Below are 15,710 nucleotides of genomic sequence, written 5' to 3' on the forward strand. Positions count from 1 at the left end.
TGGATGTGACCTAGATGTGAACATGGAGTGAAAGAGAGAGGGAGTTTCAAATAAAAGATAGAAAGAACAAAAAAATAAGACCATCTCATATAGGATGGTCAAGGAAGGGGACAATTTATGTCAATTTAATTAGGGATGGAAAGCTGTTCAAGACACTGGGGAATGTCTTATAAATTAGGGAGGAACAGCTCCGATACGTATACTATAAAAGGTAGATGTGACCCTCGTGTGAACTTGGAGTGAAAGATATAGGAATTTGAAAAGGGATAAAATAGTTGTTGTTGTTGTAAGAGTTATAGTATAAGTGGAGATATAATAGAAAATATTCTTTTGTAAAACGATAGGAGTCTGAATATAAATAAAAGTTGAAATCTATGAAAAAAAGGATTATGCTCAACTATATTATAAGAATATAAGGTTTATTCCGCTACTTGTAGGCTCTTAAAGAGTCTTTATTTATGAGGGGATAAAAGCTTCACTTGATAAAGGGAGTTAGTGATATGGAAGTAGCAAAAAAACAAGGGTTGTATAATCGCTTTATACGATTAAATCCACCACAAATTTTAGCATTAGGATTTTTTTGTTTAATTGTGGTCGGAGGATTGTTATTAAAGTTACCGTTTGCAACGAAAGTACATATTAGTTGGGTAGATGCTTTCTTTACAGCTACGTCGGCAGCGACTGTAACCGGTTTAGGTGTTGTAGATACTGCAAGTACGTTTACGATGTTTGGTGAAATTGTTATTATGTTTTTAATTCAAACGGGTGGTCTCGGTCTTATGACGATTGCCATTTTAATAGTTTGGGTATTAGGTAAAAAAATCGGTTTACGCCACCGGTTATTAATTGGAGAAGCATTTAATCAAACAAATATTGGTGGTCTTGTGAAATTAGTGAAACGTGTCTTTATTTTTTCTATTTGTATTGAGCTAATTGGAGTTATCTTTTTATCGATTCGCTTTATTCCAGAGTTTGGTTTTGGAAAAGGTTTATACTATAGTATTTTTCACGTTATTGCGTCATATAATAATGCTGGCTTTGCGCTTTGGCCAGATAATTTAACAAGATATGTAGGAGATCCTATTATTAATATTGGGATTTGTTCTTTAATTGTAATAGGAGGATTAGGGTTTACGGTATTAATTGATATATGGTATAGCCGTAGTTTCCGAAAATTATCACTGCACTCCAAAATCATGATTGTTGGAACGATAGCACTTAATGTTATTGCGATGATTGTGATTTTTGTATTGGAATATAATAATGTGAAGACTTTGGGACACTTATCTTTAAATGAAAAGTTATGGGCTTCGTTCTTCCAAGGAATTACACCTCGTACAGCCGGTTTTAACACGGTAGATTATGGGGGGATGGAAGAGTCATCGATACTATTTACGATGGTATTAATGTTTATTGGTGCGGGAAGTGTATCGACAGGCGGTGGGATTAAGTTAACGACATTTGTTATTTTAATTACATCAGTTCTTTCTTTCTTTAGAAAGAAAGAGAATTTTGTTTTATTTCAGCGTACTATTAAAATGTCGACAGTAACGAGAGCATTAGCAATTGTCGTTGCTAGTCAAATACTTATTTTTACAGCGGTATTTGTATTAATGCTTACAGAAGATTTCAGTTTTATTCAGTTATTATTTGAGACAATTTCAGCGTTTGGCACAGTAGGGTTAACGATGGGGATTACTGCGAAGCTATCGGCGTTTGGAAAATGTATTATTATGTTTGTTATGTTTTGTGGATTAATCGGACCGTTAACACTTGTGTTCTCTTTGGCTCGACCAGCGAAACAAAAAATTAAATATCCATCAGAAGATGTATTTACAGGATAAGGTATCCCGCATAAAGCGAGATACCTTTTTCTTTTTAAAAAAGAGAGAACAATAAACCAATAAGCGCCACTCGGAATAAAATCGCAATGAGTGCAGCGATACCGCCAATAATCGCTGCGGTGCCACCAGTTACAGTAGCCCCGCGATTATAAGCGTAAATACCGAGTAAAACAGACACAAGACCAAATAGTGTTGGGAATGTGAATAGTGATAATATTGCTAAAGCAAGAGCGATAAAACCAGCAGTCGATCCAGCTGCAGATGATCTTACATCATTGTTATCTTTATCATCATAATCAATACGCTGTGGTGCAACTTCAGCTGCGTATTCTTCTTTATAGTCACTATAATCACTATCTATTCGATCTCTTTTTTTATATTCATCAAATTTCTCAGTCAAAGTAAGGACTCCTTTCATAACAAGGTTCAATAGTAGTATGTTTCTCTTTACTGTTTTTATCCGAATTTGTACAGGGAGTAATATCCAATCGGAAAGTGAAAAATGTTTTTTCAAAATAGGAAAACTTAGTATGACTTCCTCTATTTTGGAAAGTATAAAAAAGAATAATGAGGAAAGGGTGTAGTACATAATGGAACATCCAATTGAAAATTTAATGAAAACAGCAATGACAAATTTAAAAGAGATGGTAGATGTAAATACGATTGTTGGAAGTCCGGTTTCAACAGCTGACGGAAATGTAGTATTAACAGTATCTCAAGTGGCTTTTGGTTTTGGAGCTGGTGGAAGTGACTTTAAAGGGGATTTTATTTCTGAAAAACATAATGGCGGACAAGGGCAGCATAAAGAGAACAAGCAAAGTCATCCATTCGGAGGCGGAAGCGGGGCTGGGGTTTCTATTAGCCCAGTTGCTTTTTTAGTAGTTGGTTCTAACGGTGTACAGGTATTACACCTCAATAGTAGTACACATTTAATTGAAAAAGCGTTAAATACTGTACCAAGCACTGTAGATAAATTTGTAAATGGTCGCCAAAAGTGAACTTGCATTTTTTAGGAATTATGATATATTAGAAAAAGTGCGCTTTAGGATGATCGGAATAATTGAACTGTAAATATATATGATGTGTGGAATAAGGGAGAGGAATTTATGATTAATATCAAAAACTTAGTAGTTGGCTTATGTATGTTAGTAAGCGGTTTTGTTGTATATGTAATAAAAGAAAAAGCTCCATTCTAAAACAGACAAACCGTTAATGTCTGTTTTAAATTTGTGAAAAATGTTGACAAGTTATTGTATTGGTGTTAAAATTTTAATTCGTGTCTCGGTTAAAGCTAGTGTAAAGTAAATAAATCTTATGAATATAATACGAAAAGTTTGCGAAAGATCGGGTAGTCTTACCAACAACTTTTGTGAACAAACCCTATAAATTGTATATGTAAGCTTTATATGTATACTAGTGAATCAAGGAGCGGTCAGTGGAACCGTAATGATGAGAGAGAGGTAGGGCTTTCATCCAGTATATGTTACTTTCCCGTTAGGTGAATATAAAAAAGAGGGCTCCTTTTCAAAAGGAGCCCTCTTTCTATAGATAAATTGAAACTATAATCAGTGGGACCATTCCCTTTACATGTTAGCTCGCAAATAACGTGATAAAAATGATTAAGTGCGGTGTTCAACTTGTTGACAAATTTCATCTGTTGTTAAACCATGTGCTTTAATTACAGATCCTTTTATCGATGCATCTGCAATGCCCATCATATTAGAATCTTGCCCGGTTACAACGCAACAATCACACCCATGTGCATCATTTTCAGAGTTAAGTGAAACGACTTCATGTCCTTGTTGCTGAAGAGCTTGTTGAACATCTGTTAAAGAGTTCTCAACACCAATTCTAGCCATAATTTTCACCTCCTACCACCTAGTTGCTAGTATGCTCAAGTCCATAGCATATATTTATGAAAAGATGGTAGGAAGAGAATATTTGTTTAGTCGTTATATACACCAGTAAGCATTTGACTAACGAATTGATCATTTAATGTATCTTGTGCTGAACTGTTATTGGATTGAATATCGATTGAAGCTGTATAGTTGTTATGTTTCCTGCTATTTGGTTCTACTTCAACGTAATTATCGAATTTACAAAATCCTTTCGTATCCATTAGATCAAATAGTTGTAGCATTTCTACTACCTCTTGTCTTGTTCCTTTAATTTGTACACACGCCATTGTTATTTCCTCCTCAATTTGACAAATTGTTTTTTAAAAATAGGATTATGATTACTAAATGAAAAATATGAATGTTATTTTTAGACAGCGTTATTTTTGTTATTTTCCCCCTTTTTCACCAAAAGTCGTCGTATATTCCCGAATTTATAAAATCGGACGTCCGTTTATTGAATACAATAGATTCGTATCAATTGGCGAAAACCCTTCTTTTAAACAAATATTTTTTTAGTAGAATTTGACGAAAAAATTTTTTTGACTTTTTGTAAACGTTAACAATGTTGTTAAATCAATATAATCAAAGATGTACGTACGATTAAAAATTAAAAATTTTCTAAAAATTCACTTGATTTATTTGAAAAGGAGAGTAAACTAGGAAACAATAAAAAACTCATAGAACATAGGGGGCGCTTTCAAGTGAACGAGCAGTGGATTTTCTTAAATGGAGAATTTGTTCCAAAAGACGAAGCAAAGGTTTCAGTATATGATCATGGCTATTTATATGGCGATGGAGTGTTCGAAGGAATTAGGGTATATAGTGGTAATGTTTTCCGTTTGAGAGAGCATCTTGTCCGGTTATATGAATCAGCGAAATCCATCATGTTAGAAATTCCATATACGTTAGAAGAAGCAACGAAAATCGTTGTTGAAACGATTCGACAAAACAAACTATCTAATGGATATATCCGCCTCGTTGTATCAAGAGGACCTGGGAATTTGGGATTAGATCCCGATTCTTGTACGAAACCAAATGTAGTAGTAATTGCAGAGCAATTATCTTTATTTCCACAAGAATATTATGAAAAAGGGATTCCGATTATAACAGTTGCAACGCGTCGTAATCGCCCGGATGTTTTATCGCCTCAAGTAAAATCTTTAAATTACTTAAATAATATTTTAGTTCGCATTGAGGCGAAACTAGCTGGAGTACAAGAAGCACTTATGTTAAATGACCAAGGATATGTAGCTGAAGGCTCTGGAGATAACGTATTTATTGTGAAGGGAAATAAATTAATTACACCACCAAGTTCTGCTGGAGCGTTAGAAGGTATTACACGAAACGCGATTTTAGAAATCGGCGAAAAACTTGGATATGACGTAAGAGAAGAATTATTTACAAGGCACGATGTATATGTAGCTGATGAAGTGTTTTTAACAGGAACAGCTGCTGAAGTAATTGCTGTTACGACAGTAGATGGAAGAACGATTGGTTTAGGGAGAACAGGGCCACATACGAATCGTTTATTAGAAGAATTCCGTAAATTAGTTGTAGAAGATGGAGAGAAAATTTACGAAGAAAATAAAGTTGGATAATAGCTCTTTATGACATGATAAAGCGTTGATAGGGAGGAGTAGTTGACTGTGAAGCCTCACAGAGAGTCGGTGGTTGCTGGAAACCGATGGTTCACGTCGACGAACATCACCCTTGAGTGCTAAGCTGAAGTGTTTGTTTAGGCTTAGACGGTAGCTCCGTTATTAGCTAGACTCATATCCCGAGTCACTGAGGCAAGAGTAATCTTGCAAAGAAGGGTGGTACCGCGAAATCTTTCGTCCCTTCAGCACATAGCTGGAGTGTGGACGTAGGATTTTTTTATTTTATAAATGGTTTAAAAAAGGGGGCTTATAAGAAAAATGTCTTCAAAAACGGAAGAGAAACTGGCAACTGGTGCACAGCTATTGTTAGAAGCGCTAGAAAAGGAAGAAGTAGAAGTGATTTTCGGGTATCCAGGTGGTGCGGTTTTACCTCTATATGATGCGCTTTATGATTGTGAAATTCCGCATATTTTAACGAGGCATGAGCAAGGTGCAATTCATGCTGCTGAAGGATATGCAAGAATTACAGGGAATCCAGGAGTGGTAATTGCAACAAGTGGACCGGGTGCTACAAATGTTATTACTGGTTTAGCTGACGCGATGATTGATTCATTACCGCTTGTTGTATTTACAGGGCAAGTAGCAACAACGTTAATCGGAAGTGATGCTTTCCAAGAAGCAGATATTATGGGGCTTACGATGCCGGTGACAAAACATAATTATCAAGTGCGAAAAGCATCGGATTTACCCCGAATTATTAAAGAAGCATTTCATATCGCTAGAACAGGAAGACCGGGCCCAGTCGTAATTGACCTTCCGAAAGATATGGTAGTAGAGCAAGGCGAGAGATGTAGCGACGTACAAATGGATTTACCAGGATACCAGCCTAATTATGAACCGAATCTACTACAAATAAACAAATTATTACAAGCGATTGAGGTCTCAAAAAAGCCATTAATTTTAGCTGGAGCAGGTGTATTGCATGCGAAAGCATCGAAAGAATTAACAAGCTTTGCTCGCAAATATCATATTCCAGTTGTTCATACATTACTTGGTCTTGGCGGGTTTCCGCCAGATGATGAACTATTTCTAGGGATGGGAGGAATGCACGGTTCATACACCGCAAATATGGCGTTATATGAATGTGACTTACTTATTAATATAGGTGCAAGATTTGATGATCGTCTTACTGGGAATTTAGCTTATTTTGCTAAAGAAGCGATTGTCGCACATATAGATATTGATCCAGCGGAAATTGGGAAAAATGTGCCGACTGAAATCCCTATTGTTGCGAGTGCGAAGCAAGCATTAGAAGCTATACTCACTTTTAAAGAAGGGGAAGTAGATTACAATGATTGGCTTTCGTTATTGAATAGTAGAAAAGAAAAATATCCTCTTTCTTACAAAGAACATGCAGAACGTATTAAACCTCAATATGCAATTGATATGCTATACGAAATTACGAAAGGAGAAGCGATTGTAACAACAGATGTTGGGCAACATCAAATGTGGGCAGCTCAATATTATCCATTGAAAAACCCAGATAGATGGGTAACTTCTGGGGGATTGGGAACAATGGGCTTCGGGTTTCCAGCAGCAATAGGTGCACAAATCGCAAAGCCTGAAGAACTAGTTATTGCAATTGTCGGTGATGCTGGATTTCAAATGACCTTGCAAGAACTTAGTGTGTTGAAAGAGCATTCTTTACCGGTTAAAGTTTTTATTTTAAATAATGAAGCTTTAGGGATGGTAAGACAATGGCAAGAGGAATTTTATAATAGGCGATATTCGCACTCCTTACTTTCATGCCAACCAGATTTTGTCGCACTTGCCAATGCATATGGCATAAAAGGTGTTCGTATTGAAGACCCACTTCTTGCAAAGCAACAATTACAGTATGCAATTGAATTAAGAGAGCCAGTCGTAATTGATTGCCGCGTACTTCAATCTGAAAAGGTTATGCCGATGGTTGCACCAGGGAAAGGGGTTCACCAAATGGAGGGGGTGGAGAAAAGGTGAAGAGAATTGTAACAGCGACAGTTCGAAATCAAAGCGGTGTGTTAAATCGAATTACAGGTGTTATGACACGTAGACATTTTAATATTGAAAGTATTTCAGTAGGTCATACGGAATCATCGGATATTTCGAGAATGACGATTGTTGTACACGTTGAAAATGAACAGCAAGTTGAGCAGTTAATTAAACAACTTCATAAGCAAATCGACGTACTGAAAGTATCAGATATTACAGAAGAAGCGATGATCGCTAGAGAACTTGCACTTATTAAAGTAGCAACGTCTGTAGCAAGAGCAGAATTATATAGTTTAATTGAACCATTTCGAGCCACTGTAATAGATGTTGGGAAGGATTCTATAGTGGTGCAAGTAACAGGTACTCAGGAGAAAGTAGAAGCGTTAATTGAATTACTTCGTCCATACGGTTTGAAAGAAATTGCTAGAACAGGTGTAACAGCATTTACACGTAGTATGAAAAAACAAGATAAACAAGTTATGTTAATTCAATAATTATTTAAAAAATAGGGGGAAATGAAAATGGCGAAAGTTTATTATGAAAAAGACGTAACGGTAAATGTATTAAAGGAAAAGAAAGTAGCAATCATCGGATATGGATCGCAAGGCCATGCGCATGCACAAAACTTACGTGATAACGGATTTGATGTAGTAGTTGGACTGAGGAAAGGGAAGTCATGGGATAAGGCGAAAGAAGACGGATTTTCTGTATATACAGTAGCGGAAGCAGCAGAAAAAGCGGATGTAGTAATGATTCTACTACCTGATGAATTACAGCCAGAAGTATATGAAGCTGAAATTGCACCAAACTTACAGGCAGGTAATTCTCTTGTGTTCGCACATGGCTTTAATGTTCACTTTGATCAAGTAAAACCGCCAGCTAATGTAGACGTATTTCTAGTAGCACCGAAAGGTCCAGGACATCTAGTACGTCGTACGTTTGCAGAAGGGGGAGCTGTTCCTGCATTATTTGCAGTATATCAAGATGCAACAGGAGTTGCGACTGAAAAGGCACTTTCATATGCAGATGGAATTGGAGCGACGAGAGCAGGTGTATTAGAAACAACGTTTAAAGAAGAAACAGAAACAGATTTATTCGGAGAGCAAGCTGTACTTTGCGGCGGAGTGACTGCACTTGTAAAAGCGGGATTTGAAACGCTAGTTGATGCTGGCTATCAACCTGAACTTGCATATTTTGAATGTTTACATGAACTGAAATTAATTGTTGACCTTATGTATGAAGGCGGACTTGAAAATATGAGATACTCAGTTTCAGATACAGCGCAGTGGGGTGACTTCGTATCAGGGCCACGTGTTGTTACTGAAGATACGAAGAAAGCGATGGGGGAAGTATTGGCAGAAATTCAAGATGGTACATTTGCAAGAGGCTGGATTGCAGAGCATAAAGCAGGAAGACCAAATTTCCAGGCGACAAATGAGAAAGAAAATGAACATGAAATCGAAGTAGTTGGACGTAAATTACGTGAAATGATGCCTTTTGTACAGCCGCGAGTAAAGGTAGGGATTAAATAATATGAAGCAGATTTTGTTCATGGATACGACGCTTCGTGATGGCGAACAATCACCAGGAGTTAATTTAAATGAACAAGAGAAATTACAAATTGCGAGGCAACTAGAGAGACTTGGTATTAATGTAATGGAAGCTGGATTCGCAGCGGCTTCTGAAGGTGATTTTCAATCGGTAAAACGTATCGCAAATACCATTCAAAATGCTACTGTTATGAGTTTAGCTAGAGCAAAGGAAAGCGATATTCGAAGAGCATATGACGCAGTGAAAGGTGCTGTCTCTCCTCGATTACACGTATTTTTAGCTACGAGTGATATTCATATGAAATATAAGCTGTGTATGTCGAAAGAAGATGTATTAGATAGTATTCATCGCTCGGTTACACTTGGAAAATCATTATTTCCAACAGTGCAATTTTCAGCAGAAGATGCGACAAGAACATCGAGAGCATTTTTAGCTGAAGCAGTAGAAGTAGCGATTCGTGCAGGAGCGAATGTAATCAATATTCCTGATACAGTTGGATATACGAATCCAGAAGAATATTATTCTCTTTTTAAATACTTAAAAGAATCCGTTCCTTCGTATGAAAAAGCAATTTTCTCTTGTCATTGTCACGATGATCTTGGGATGGCAGTAGCGAACTCGTTAGCTGCAGTTGAAGGCGGAGCGTTACAAGTAGAAGGAACGATTAATGGAATTGGAGAAAGAGCAGGAAATGCAGCCTTAGAAGAAGTCGCAGTTGCTCTCCATATTAGAAAAGATTTCTATGAAGCAGAGTCCTCTATGACGTTAAAAGAAATTAAAGCGACAAGTACATTAGTAAGTCGTTTAACAGGTATGGTTGTACCGAAAAATAAAGCGATTGTTGGAGCAAATGCGTTCGCTCATGAATCAGGTATTCATCAAGATGGTGTTTTAAAAGAAGTGACGACATATGAAATTATTGAACCGGCGCTTATAGGTGAATCTCAAAATCTATTTGTACTTGGAAAACATTCTGGACGTCACGCATTTACGGAAAAAATGAAAGAATTAGGCTACGAATTTACAAACGAAGAACGAGATGCGGTGTTTGCAGCATTTAAAAAATTAGCTGATCGAAAAAAGGAAATTACAGAAGAAGATTTACGTGCGCTTATGCTTGGTGAAGCAGCATTTTCGGCACAACAATATAGCATTACACAATTGCAAGTACACTTCGTATCAAATAGTACACAGTGTGCAACGGTTGTACTAAAAGATGAGGAAGGGAATATGTACGAAGATGCAGCAACTGGTTCTGGAAGTATTGAAGCAATCTATAATGCAATTCAAAGAATTTTAGGATTAGAATGTGACTTAGCGGATTATCGCATACAATCTATAACGCAAGGTCAAGATGCACTTGCACATGTTCATGTTGAATTAAAAGAAGGAACTCATCAAGTATCAGGTTTTGGTGTTGCGCAAGACGTATTAGAAGCATCGGCGAGAGCGTACGTTCATGCGGCGGGAAAATTAAAATCTTTTATTACTCTTGTGAAGTAACTGTTTGATAAGTGAGGGACTCGTCCCTTACTTATCAAAATATATTTCTGAAAATTCAGATAAAAAGGAGTGTTTTAATTGGAAAAACGTATCGTTTGTTTAGCGGGTGATGGTGTTGGTCCGGAAGTTATGGAAAGCGCGAAGGAAGTATTGCATATGGTAGAGAGGTTATATGGACATCATTTTCATTTACAAGATGAGTACTTTGGCGGAGCTGCTATCGATTTAACTGGGCAACCATTACCACAGCGAACACTTGCCGCTTGTTTAGCGAGTGATGCGGTTTTACTTGGAGCGGTTGGTGGACCTCGGTGGGATGATACGAAAGAAAGGCCAGAGAAAGGATTATTAGCTTTAAGAAAAGGACTTGGTGTATTTGCAAATGTTCGCCCTGTAACAGTAGAAAGCGCAACTGCACATTTATCGCCATTAAAAAACGCAGATGAAATTGACTTCGTTGTCGTTCGTGAACTAACAGGTGGTATTTATTTCTCTTATCCAAAAGAAAGAACGGAAGAATCGGCAACTGATACACTTACGTACCATCGTCATGAAATTGAACGTATCGTGTCGTATGCTTTTCAATTAGCGAGTAAGAGAGAGAAAAAAGTAACGTCTATTGATAAAGCGAATGTTTTAGAATCTAGTAAACTGTGGAGAGCTGTTACGGAAGAAGTAGCTCTTCGTTATCCTCATGTTGAATTAGAGCACATTTTAGTAGATGCAGCTGCTATGGAGTTAATTCGGAATCCAGGACGTTTTGATGTAATTGTAACCGAAAATTTATTTGGTGACATTTTAAGTGACGAGGCCTCTGTATTGGCAGGTTCATTAGGAATGCTTCCATCAGCGAGTCATGCGGAAAATGGGCCGTCTTTATATGAACCTATTCACGGATCAGCACCAGATATTGCAGGGAAAAATAAAGCGAATCCAATTGCGATGATGCGTTCAGTTGCGATGATGCTCGGACAATCATTTGGATTAACGAGAGAAGGATATGCAATTGAATCCGCGATATCTGCAGTTCTTAAATCTGGAAAATGTACAGCTGATATTGGGGGAGATGAGACGACAACTTCATTTACGAAAGCGGTTATTCAAGAAATGGAAGAGCAAGCGCTAGTAGGGAGAGGACGATAATGGGAAAAAGATTACTAGATAAGCTTTGGGAGAGACATGTAGTTGTAACGAATGAAAATGGATTGGATTTATTATATATCGATCTTCATCTCGTTCATGAAGTAACGTCACCGCAAGCCTTTGAAGGCTTGCGGCTGGCAAATCGAACTGTCCGCAGACCGGAATTAACGTTTGCAACGATGGATCATAATATTCCGACGATAGATGTTTGGAATATTACCGATCGTATTGCGAAGCAGCAATTGGATACACTTCGTGAGAACTGTAAACAATTTCAGGTGTCATTAGCTGATATTGGTGATGAAGAGCAAGGAATCGTTCACGTTATAGGACCAGAACTTGGGCTCACGCAGCCAGGGAAAACGATTGTTTGTGGTGATAGTCATACAGCCACCCACGGTGCTTTCGGAGCGTTAGCATTTGGTATTGGTACGAGTGAAGTAGAACATGTATTAGCAACGCAAACGTTGTGGCAACGAAAGCCGAAAGCGATGGGAATTGAATTAAAAGGAAAGTTACCAAAAGGCGTTTATGCAAAGGATATTATTTTGCATCTCCTTTCAAAGTACGGTGTAGCAGTTGGAACTGGATATGTAATGGAATTTTACGGTGAGACGATTCATGCTATGGAAATGGAAGAGAGGATGACACTTTGCAATATGGCAATTGAAGGGGGAGCGAAAGCTGGCATCATTGCACCAGATGAGAAAACATTTTCTTATGTAAAAGGGCGTGAATATGCACCGAAAGACTATGAAATGTTTACGGGAAAATGGTCGGAGCTTTATACAGATTCAGATGCAATTTATGATTTACATATTTCGGTAAATGTTACGGATTTAGCACCGTATGTCACTTGGGGAACAAATCCTAGTATGGGTGTTCGAATTGATGAAAAATTACCAGAAAAACATGATAAAAATGATGAAAGAGCATATTCGTATATGGGATTGAGTCCTGGACAAAGTACTTTTGAAATTCCAGTTCAGCATGTCTTCATTGGGTCTTGTACAAATTCTCGATTATCTGATTTGGAAATTGCAGCATCTGTTGTAAAAGGGAAAAAAGTGAAAGACGGTGTGCGAGCCCTCGTTGTGCCTGGTTCTAAAAGGATAAGAGAAGCAGCGATGCAAAAAGGATTACATCACATATTTGAAGAAGCGGGATTTGAATGGAGAGAGCCTGGATGTTCAATGTGTCTTGGAATGAATCCGGATCAAGTGCCTGAAGGGGAGCATTGTGCATCTACTTCAAATCGTAATTTTGAAGGAAGGCAAGGGAAAGGAGCACGAACACATTTAGTAAGCCCAGCTATGGCAGCAGCAGCTGCGTTATATGGTCATTTTGTTGATATTAGAAAGGAGAATTATGATGGAGCCATTTCGTATTCATAAAGGTACTGCCGCAGTACTTATGAATGATAACATTGATACAGATCAAATTATTCCGAAGCAATATTTAAAGAGAATTGAAAGGACGGGATTTGGAAAATATTTATTTGATGAGTGGCGTTACGATAATGAGCGCCATGAAAATCCTAATTTCCCTCTTAATGCGCAAGAACGGAAAGGAGCAAGTATATTAATTACGGGTGATAATTTTGGATGCGGTTCATCAAGAGAACATGCTCCGTGGGCGCTTGCTGATTATGGTTTTCGCGTTATTATCGCCGGGGGATTTGCAGATATTTTTTATATGAATTGCATGAAAAATGGTATGTTACCGATTGTAATGGATAAAGAAATGCGTGAACAACTTGCTAAAACGGATGCGAGAGAACAAATAGAAGTAGATTTAGAGAATGAGGTAATTACAACGAATACGCATAGGTTTCATTTTACAATCGAAAAAATGTGGAAAGAGAAATTATTAAATGGTCTAGATGAAATTAGCATTACGATGCAATACGAACGAGAAATTGGAGAGTATGAAAGAGAGATAGCCTTACATTAATAAATAACGGAATATTAAAAAATGTGTTTACATTCAGAATTAACTGTTATATACTATGTGAAAATCAGAGGAGAAAGGGAGTAAGTATTATGAATATCGTGCAATCTATTAAAATGCTTACACAACTACATCATCATACATGAAACCCTTGAACCTAACGTGAAAACGTGTAGGCACAAGGGTTATTCCCGTTGTACCTACACTCTACTAAAGAGCCTTGTAGGTATTTTTTCTACAAGGCTCTTTTTATTTTCGGTTTAGGTGAATGGAATGAGCATACATTAGAGAGGGAAAGGTGTGTGAAATGAGATGGCAAAGTGGAAGCGTGCAAATCCGAATGGAACGAGGGATTACTTATTCGAAGAATGTACGTTAATTGAAGAAGTGGAACAAAAATTAAGACGGACCTTTTTAGGCAGAGGTTATGAAGAAATAAGGACACCTACAATTGAATTTTACGATGTTTTTGCATTTCAAAATAGGCCAATAGATGAAGAAAAGATGTATAAATTTTTTGATGAAAAAGGGCGGATTATCGTTTTACGCCCAGATATGACAATTCCTTTAGCCAGAGTAATAGGAACGCAGAGATGGGACACTCCTCTTAAAGTGACATATAGTGGAAATGTATTTCGGGCAAATGAGTCGCTTTCTGGAAAATATAATGAAATGGTACAAAGTGGTATTGAAATTATCGGGATTGATAATGTAAGAGCGGAAATTGAGTGTGTCATAAGCGTAATTCAAGCACTTCAAAAATTGAAGGTACAATCTTTTACAATTGAGATTGGGCAAGTGCAGTTATATAAATGTATTGTAAAAAAACTCTCTATTCATGATGAAGAAGAGAAGTTACTTAGAACATATATTGAGAGTAAAAATTATGCCGGTCTCTCAAATTTTATCGAAGAAAAAAAATTAGATCGGTGTGATGAAACAGTAAGATTACTTGAGAAACTACCAAGGTTATTCGGGAGTTTAGATGTTATTGAGGAAGCAGAAAAACTCGCCTCAAGTAATGAAATGAAAATGGCCATTGCAAGAGTGAAAGAAATATATGAAACAATTGAACAGTTAGGATATGGCCCTTACATATCAATTGATTTAGGTATGGTTCAACATTTGGATTATTATACGGGTGTTATTTTCAAAGGGTATATATATGAAATTGGAGAAGAGATTGTTAGTGGCGGAAGGTATGATGAATTAATTGGAAATTTTGGAGAGATGATGCCAGCGGTTGGGCTCGCGGTGCAAGTAAATCAAATAGTTAAGGCACTTCAAGAGCAGCAAGAACCATATAAACGAAAGAGAATAGATATTATGATTCATTATGAGTTAAATAGATTAGCAGAAGCGGAAAGGTTACGAAATTTACTTCAAAAGGACGGGAAGAATGCCCAGTTATCTTTATTCTCTAATTTAAACGATACTTTTCAATTTGCAAACAAGAATAAAATAATGACAGTCGTTGAGGCGAAGAGTGAATCACTAGTGGAATATGTATGGAGAGAGAAATGGATCATCCAGAAAGAAGGAGAGGCTTCATGCGTAACATTCAAATTGCGTTAACGAAAGGAAGATTAGAAAAGCATGTTATTTCACTGTTTGAGAAAATTGGAATTGATTGTTCGGAGCTCAAAGATAAAGGAAGAAAACTTGTGTTTAAAAGTAAAAACACAAACATTTCATTTATTTTAGTGAAAGCGGTAGATGTTGCTACTTATGTAGAACATGGCGTAGCTGATATTGGAGTCGTTGGAAAAGATATATTAATGGAATTTGAGAAAGATATATATGAGATGGTGGATTTAGGAGTAGGCGTGTGTAAATTTTGTGTCGCTTCTATTCCTACGTATAATCCGAAGAGTTATCGAAAAAAACGAATTGCTACGAAATATCCGCACATTACTTCTACATATTTTCATGATAAAGGGGAGGATGTAGAAATTATTAAAATAGAAGGATCTGTAGAGATTGCTCCACTTCTAGGTTTGGCAGATGCAATTGTTGATATTGTTGAAACAGGAAAAACATTACAAGAAAACGGGTTAATTGTATTTGAGGAAATGTGCTCTATATCAGCTCGAATGATTGTGAATAAGGCTGCATTGAAAACTAAAAAAGACGAAATATTCGGTATTATAAATATGATGGAACAAGAAATTTTGTCAGGGAAATAGGGGGAC

16 protein-coding genes and 1 other annotated feature are annotated in these 15,710 nt (G+C 37.0%); of the genes, 13 read left to right on the top strand and 3 right to left on the bottom strand.

The window, feature by feature from the left end:
* Positions 1 to 500: 500 nt before the first annotated feature.
* Complete coding sequence (locus MHB76_RS06945; protein ID WP_044437938.1) at positions 501 to 1,844, top strand: TrkH family potassium uptake protein; 1,344 nt, start codon at positions 501 to 503, stop codon at positions 1,842 to 1,844.
* A 34-nt stretch (positions 1,845 to 1,878) separates the two neighbouring features.
* Here the strand turns inward: MHB76_RS06945 and MHB76_RS06950 are convergent, their stop codons facing one another.
* Positions 1,879 to 2,244, bottom strand: a complete 366-nt coding sequence (locus tag MHB76_RS06950; protein ID WP_078174454.1) for an imidazole glycerol phosphate synthase — start codon at positions 2,242 to 2,244, stop codon at positions 1,879 to 1,881.
* Between the two features lie 190 nt (positions 2,245 to 2,434).
* Here MHB76_RS06950 and ytfJ point away from each other — a divergent pair, with 190 nt between their 5' ends.
* Complete coding sequence (gene ytfJ, locus MHB76_RS06955) at positions 2,435 to 2,842, top strand: GerW family sporulation protein (RefSeq protein ID WP_002030645.1); 408 nt, start codon at positions 2,435 to 2,437, stop codon at positions 2,840 to 2,842.
* 108 nt (positions 2,843 to 2,950) lie between these two features.
* Positions 2,951 to 3,040: a hypothetical protein gene (locus tag MHB76_RS06960; RefSeq protein ID WP_000608225.1), complete on the top strand. Its 90-nt coding sequence runs from the start codon at positions 2,951 to 2,953 to the stop codon at positions 3,038 to 3,040.
* 423 nt (positions 3,041 to 3,463) lie between these two features.
* Here MHB76_RS06960 and MHB76_RS06965 read toward each other — a convergent pair whose 3' ends face one another.
* Complete coding sequence (locus MHB76_RS06965) at positions 3,464 to 3,703, bottom strand: YkuS family protein (RefSeq protein WP_078174453.1); 240 nt, start codon at positions 3,701 to 3,703, stop codon at positions 3,464 to 3,466.
* Between the two features lie 86 nt (positions 3,704 to 3,789).
* The gene (locus tag MHB76_RS06970; RefSeq protein WP_002011724.1) at positions 3,790 to 4,029 is read right to left on the bottom strand and encodes a DUF3911 family protein; all 240 of its coding nucleotides are present in this window, start codon (positions 4,027 to 4,029) and stop codon (positions 3,790 to 3,792) included.
* A 414-nt stretch (positions 4,030 to 4,443) separates the two neighbouring features.
* Between MHB76_RS06970 and ilvE the strand changes: the two genes are divergently transcribed.
* From ilvE to hisG, 10 genes are all read left to right on the top strand, one after another.
* Complete coding sequence (ilvE, locus tag MHB76_RS06975; protein ID WP_002011723.1) at positions 4,444 to 5,340, top strand: branched-chain-amino-acid transaminase; 897 nt, start codon at positions 4,444 to 4,446, stop codon at positions 5,338 to 5,340.
* A gap of 16 nt (positions 5,341 to 5,356) precedes the next feature.
* Positions 5,357 to 5,585 (top strand) — a binding site (T-box leader).
* A 73-nt stretch (positions 5,586 to 5,658) separates the two neighbouring features.
* Positions 5,659 to 7,359: an acetolactate synthase large subunit gene (gene ilvB, locus MHB76_RS06980; RefSeq protein ID WP_002158679.1), complete on the top strand. Its 1,701-nt coding sequence runs from the start codon at positions 5,659 to 5,661 to the stop codon at positions 7,357 to 7,359.
* On the top strand, positions 7,356 to 7,865 hold the full coding sequence (ilvN, locus tag MHB76_RS06985) for an acetolactate synthase small subunit (protein WP_000822949.1): 510 nt from the start codon (positions 7,356 to 7,358) through the stop codon (positions 7,863 to 7,865). Before ilvB ends, ilvN begins: the two co-directional genes overlap by 4 nt.
* A 27-nt stretch (positions 7,866 to 7,892) precedes the next feature.
* Positions 7,893 to 8,903, top strand: a complete 1,011-nt coding sequence (gene ilvC / locus MHB76_RS06990) for a ketol-acid reductoisomerase (protein ID WP_002158678.1) — start codon at positions 7,893 to 7,895, stop codon at positions 8,901 to 8,903.
* 1 nt (position 8,904) lies between these two features.
* Positions 8,905 to 10,425 (top strand): 2-isopropylmalate synthase, encoded by a 1,521-nt coding sequence (gene leuA, locus MHB76_RS06995; protein ID WP_002158677.1) that lies wholly within the window; start codon positions 8,905 to 8,907, stop codon positions 10,423 to 10,425.
* Between the two features lie 78 nt (positions 10,426 to 10,503).
* Positions 10,504 to 11,568 (top strand): 3-isopropylmalate dehydrogenase, encoded by a 1,065-nt coding sequence (leuB, locus tag MHB76_RS07000; protein ID WP_078174452.1) that lies wholly within the window; start codon positions 10,504 to 10,506, stop codon positions 11,566 to 11,568.
* The gene (leuC, locus tag MHB76_RS07005; protein WP_078174451.1) at positions 11,568 to 12,962 is read left to right on the top strand and encodes a 3-isopropylmalate dehydratase large subunit; all 1,395 of its coding nucleotides are present in this window, start codon (positions 11,568 to 11,570) and stop codon (positions 12,960 to 12,962) included. The genes leuB and leuC overlap by 1 nt, the downstream gene beginning before the upstream one ends.
* The gene (leuD, locus tag MHB76_RS07010) at positions 12,940 to 13,521 is read left to right on the top strand and encodes a 3-isopropylmalate dehydratase small subunit (RefSeq protein WP_078174450.1); all 582 of its coding nucleotides are present in this window, start codon (positions 12,940 to 12,942) and stop codon (positions 13,519 to 13,521) included. Before leuC ends, leuD begins: the two co-directional genes overlap by 23 nt.
* Before the next feature lie 309 nt (positions 13,522 to 13,830).
* Positions 13,831 to 15,093, top strand: a complete 1,263-nt coding sequence (locus MHB76_RS07015) for an ATP phosphoribosyltransferase regulatory subunit (RefSeq protein ID WP_002201203.1) — start codon at positions 13,831 to 13,833, stop codon at positions 15,091 to 15,093.
* The gene (gene hisG / locus MHB76_RS07020) at positions 15,069 to 15,704 is read left to right on the top strand and encodes an ATP phosphoribosyltransferase (protein ID WP_078174449.1); all 636 of its coding nucleotides are present in this window, start codon (positions 15,069 to 15,071) and stop codon (positions 15,702 to 15,704) included. Before MHB76_RS07015 ends, hisG begins: the two co-directional genes overlap by 25 nt.
* The last annotated feature ends 6 nt before the right edge of the window (positions 15,705 to 15,710 follow it).

Source organism: Bacillus sp. FSL M7-1345, from assembly GCF_038006985.1.
GTDB lineage: Bacteria > Bacillota > Bacilli > Bacillales > Bacillaceae_G > Bacillus_A > Bacillus_A cereus_U.

Bases quoted from the DNA above. Each gene is read 5' to 3' on its own strand.
- ilvC (WP_002158678.1), top strand. From the start codon at position 7,893: ATGGCGAAAGTTTATTATGAAAAAGACGTAACGGTAAATGTATTAAAG.
- ilvB (WP_002158679.1), top strand. From the start codon at position 5,659: ATGTCTTCAAAAACGGAAGAGAAACTGGCAACTGGTGCACAGCTATTG.
- MHB76_RS07015 (WP_002201203.1), top strand. From the start codon at position 13,831: ATGGCAAAGTGGAAGCGTGCAAATCCGAATGGAACGAGGGATTACTTA.
- MHB76_RS06965 (WP_078174453.1), bottom strand. From the start codon at position 3,703: ATGGCTAGAATTGGTGTTGAGAACTCTTTAACAGATGTTCAACAAGCT.
- leuC (WP_078174451.1), top strand. From the start codon at position 11,568: ATGGGAAAAAGATTACTAGATAAGCTTTGGGAGAGACATGTAGTTGTA.
- MHB76_RS06970 (WP_002011724.1), bottom strand. From the start codon at position 4,029: ATGGCGTGTGTACAAATTAAAGGAACAAGACAAGAGGTAGTAGAAATG.
- MHB76_RS06945 (WP_044437938.1), top strand. From the start codon at position 501: ATGGAAGTAGCAAAAAAACAAGGGTTGTATAATCGCTTTATACGATTA.
- ytfJ (WP_002030645.1), top strand. From the start codon at position 2,435: ATGGAACATCCAATTGAAAATTTAATGAAAACAGCAATGACAAATTTA.
- leuA (WP_002158677.1), top strand. From the start codon at position 8,905: ATGAAGCAGATTTTGTTCATGGATACGACGCTTCGTGATGGCGAACAA.
- leuD (WP_078174450.1), top strand. From the start codon at position 12,940: ATGGAGCCATTTCGTATTCATAAAGGTACTGCCGCAGTACTTATGAAT.
- MHB76_RS06960 (WP_000608225.1), top strand. From the start codon at position 2,951: ATGATTAATATCAAAAACTTAGTAGTTGGCTTATGTATGTTAGTAAGC.
- hisG (WP_078174449.1), top strand. From the start codon at position 15,069: ATGCGTAACATTCAAATTGCGTTAACGAAAGGAAGATTAGAAAAGCAT.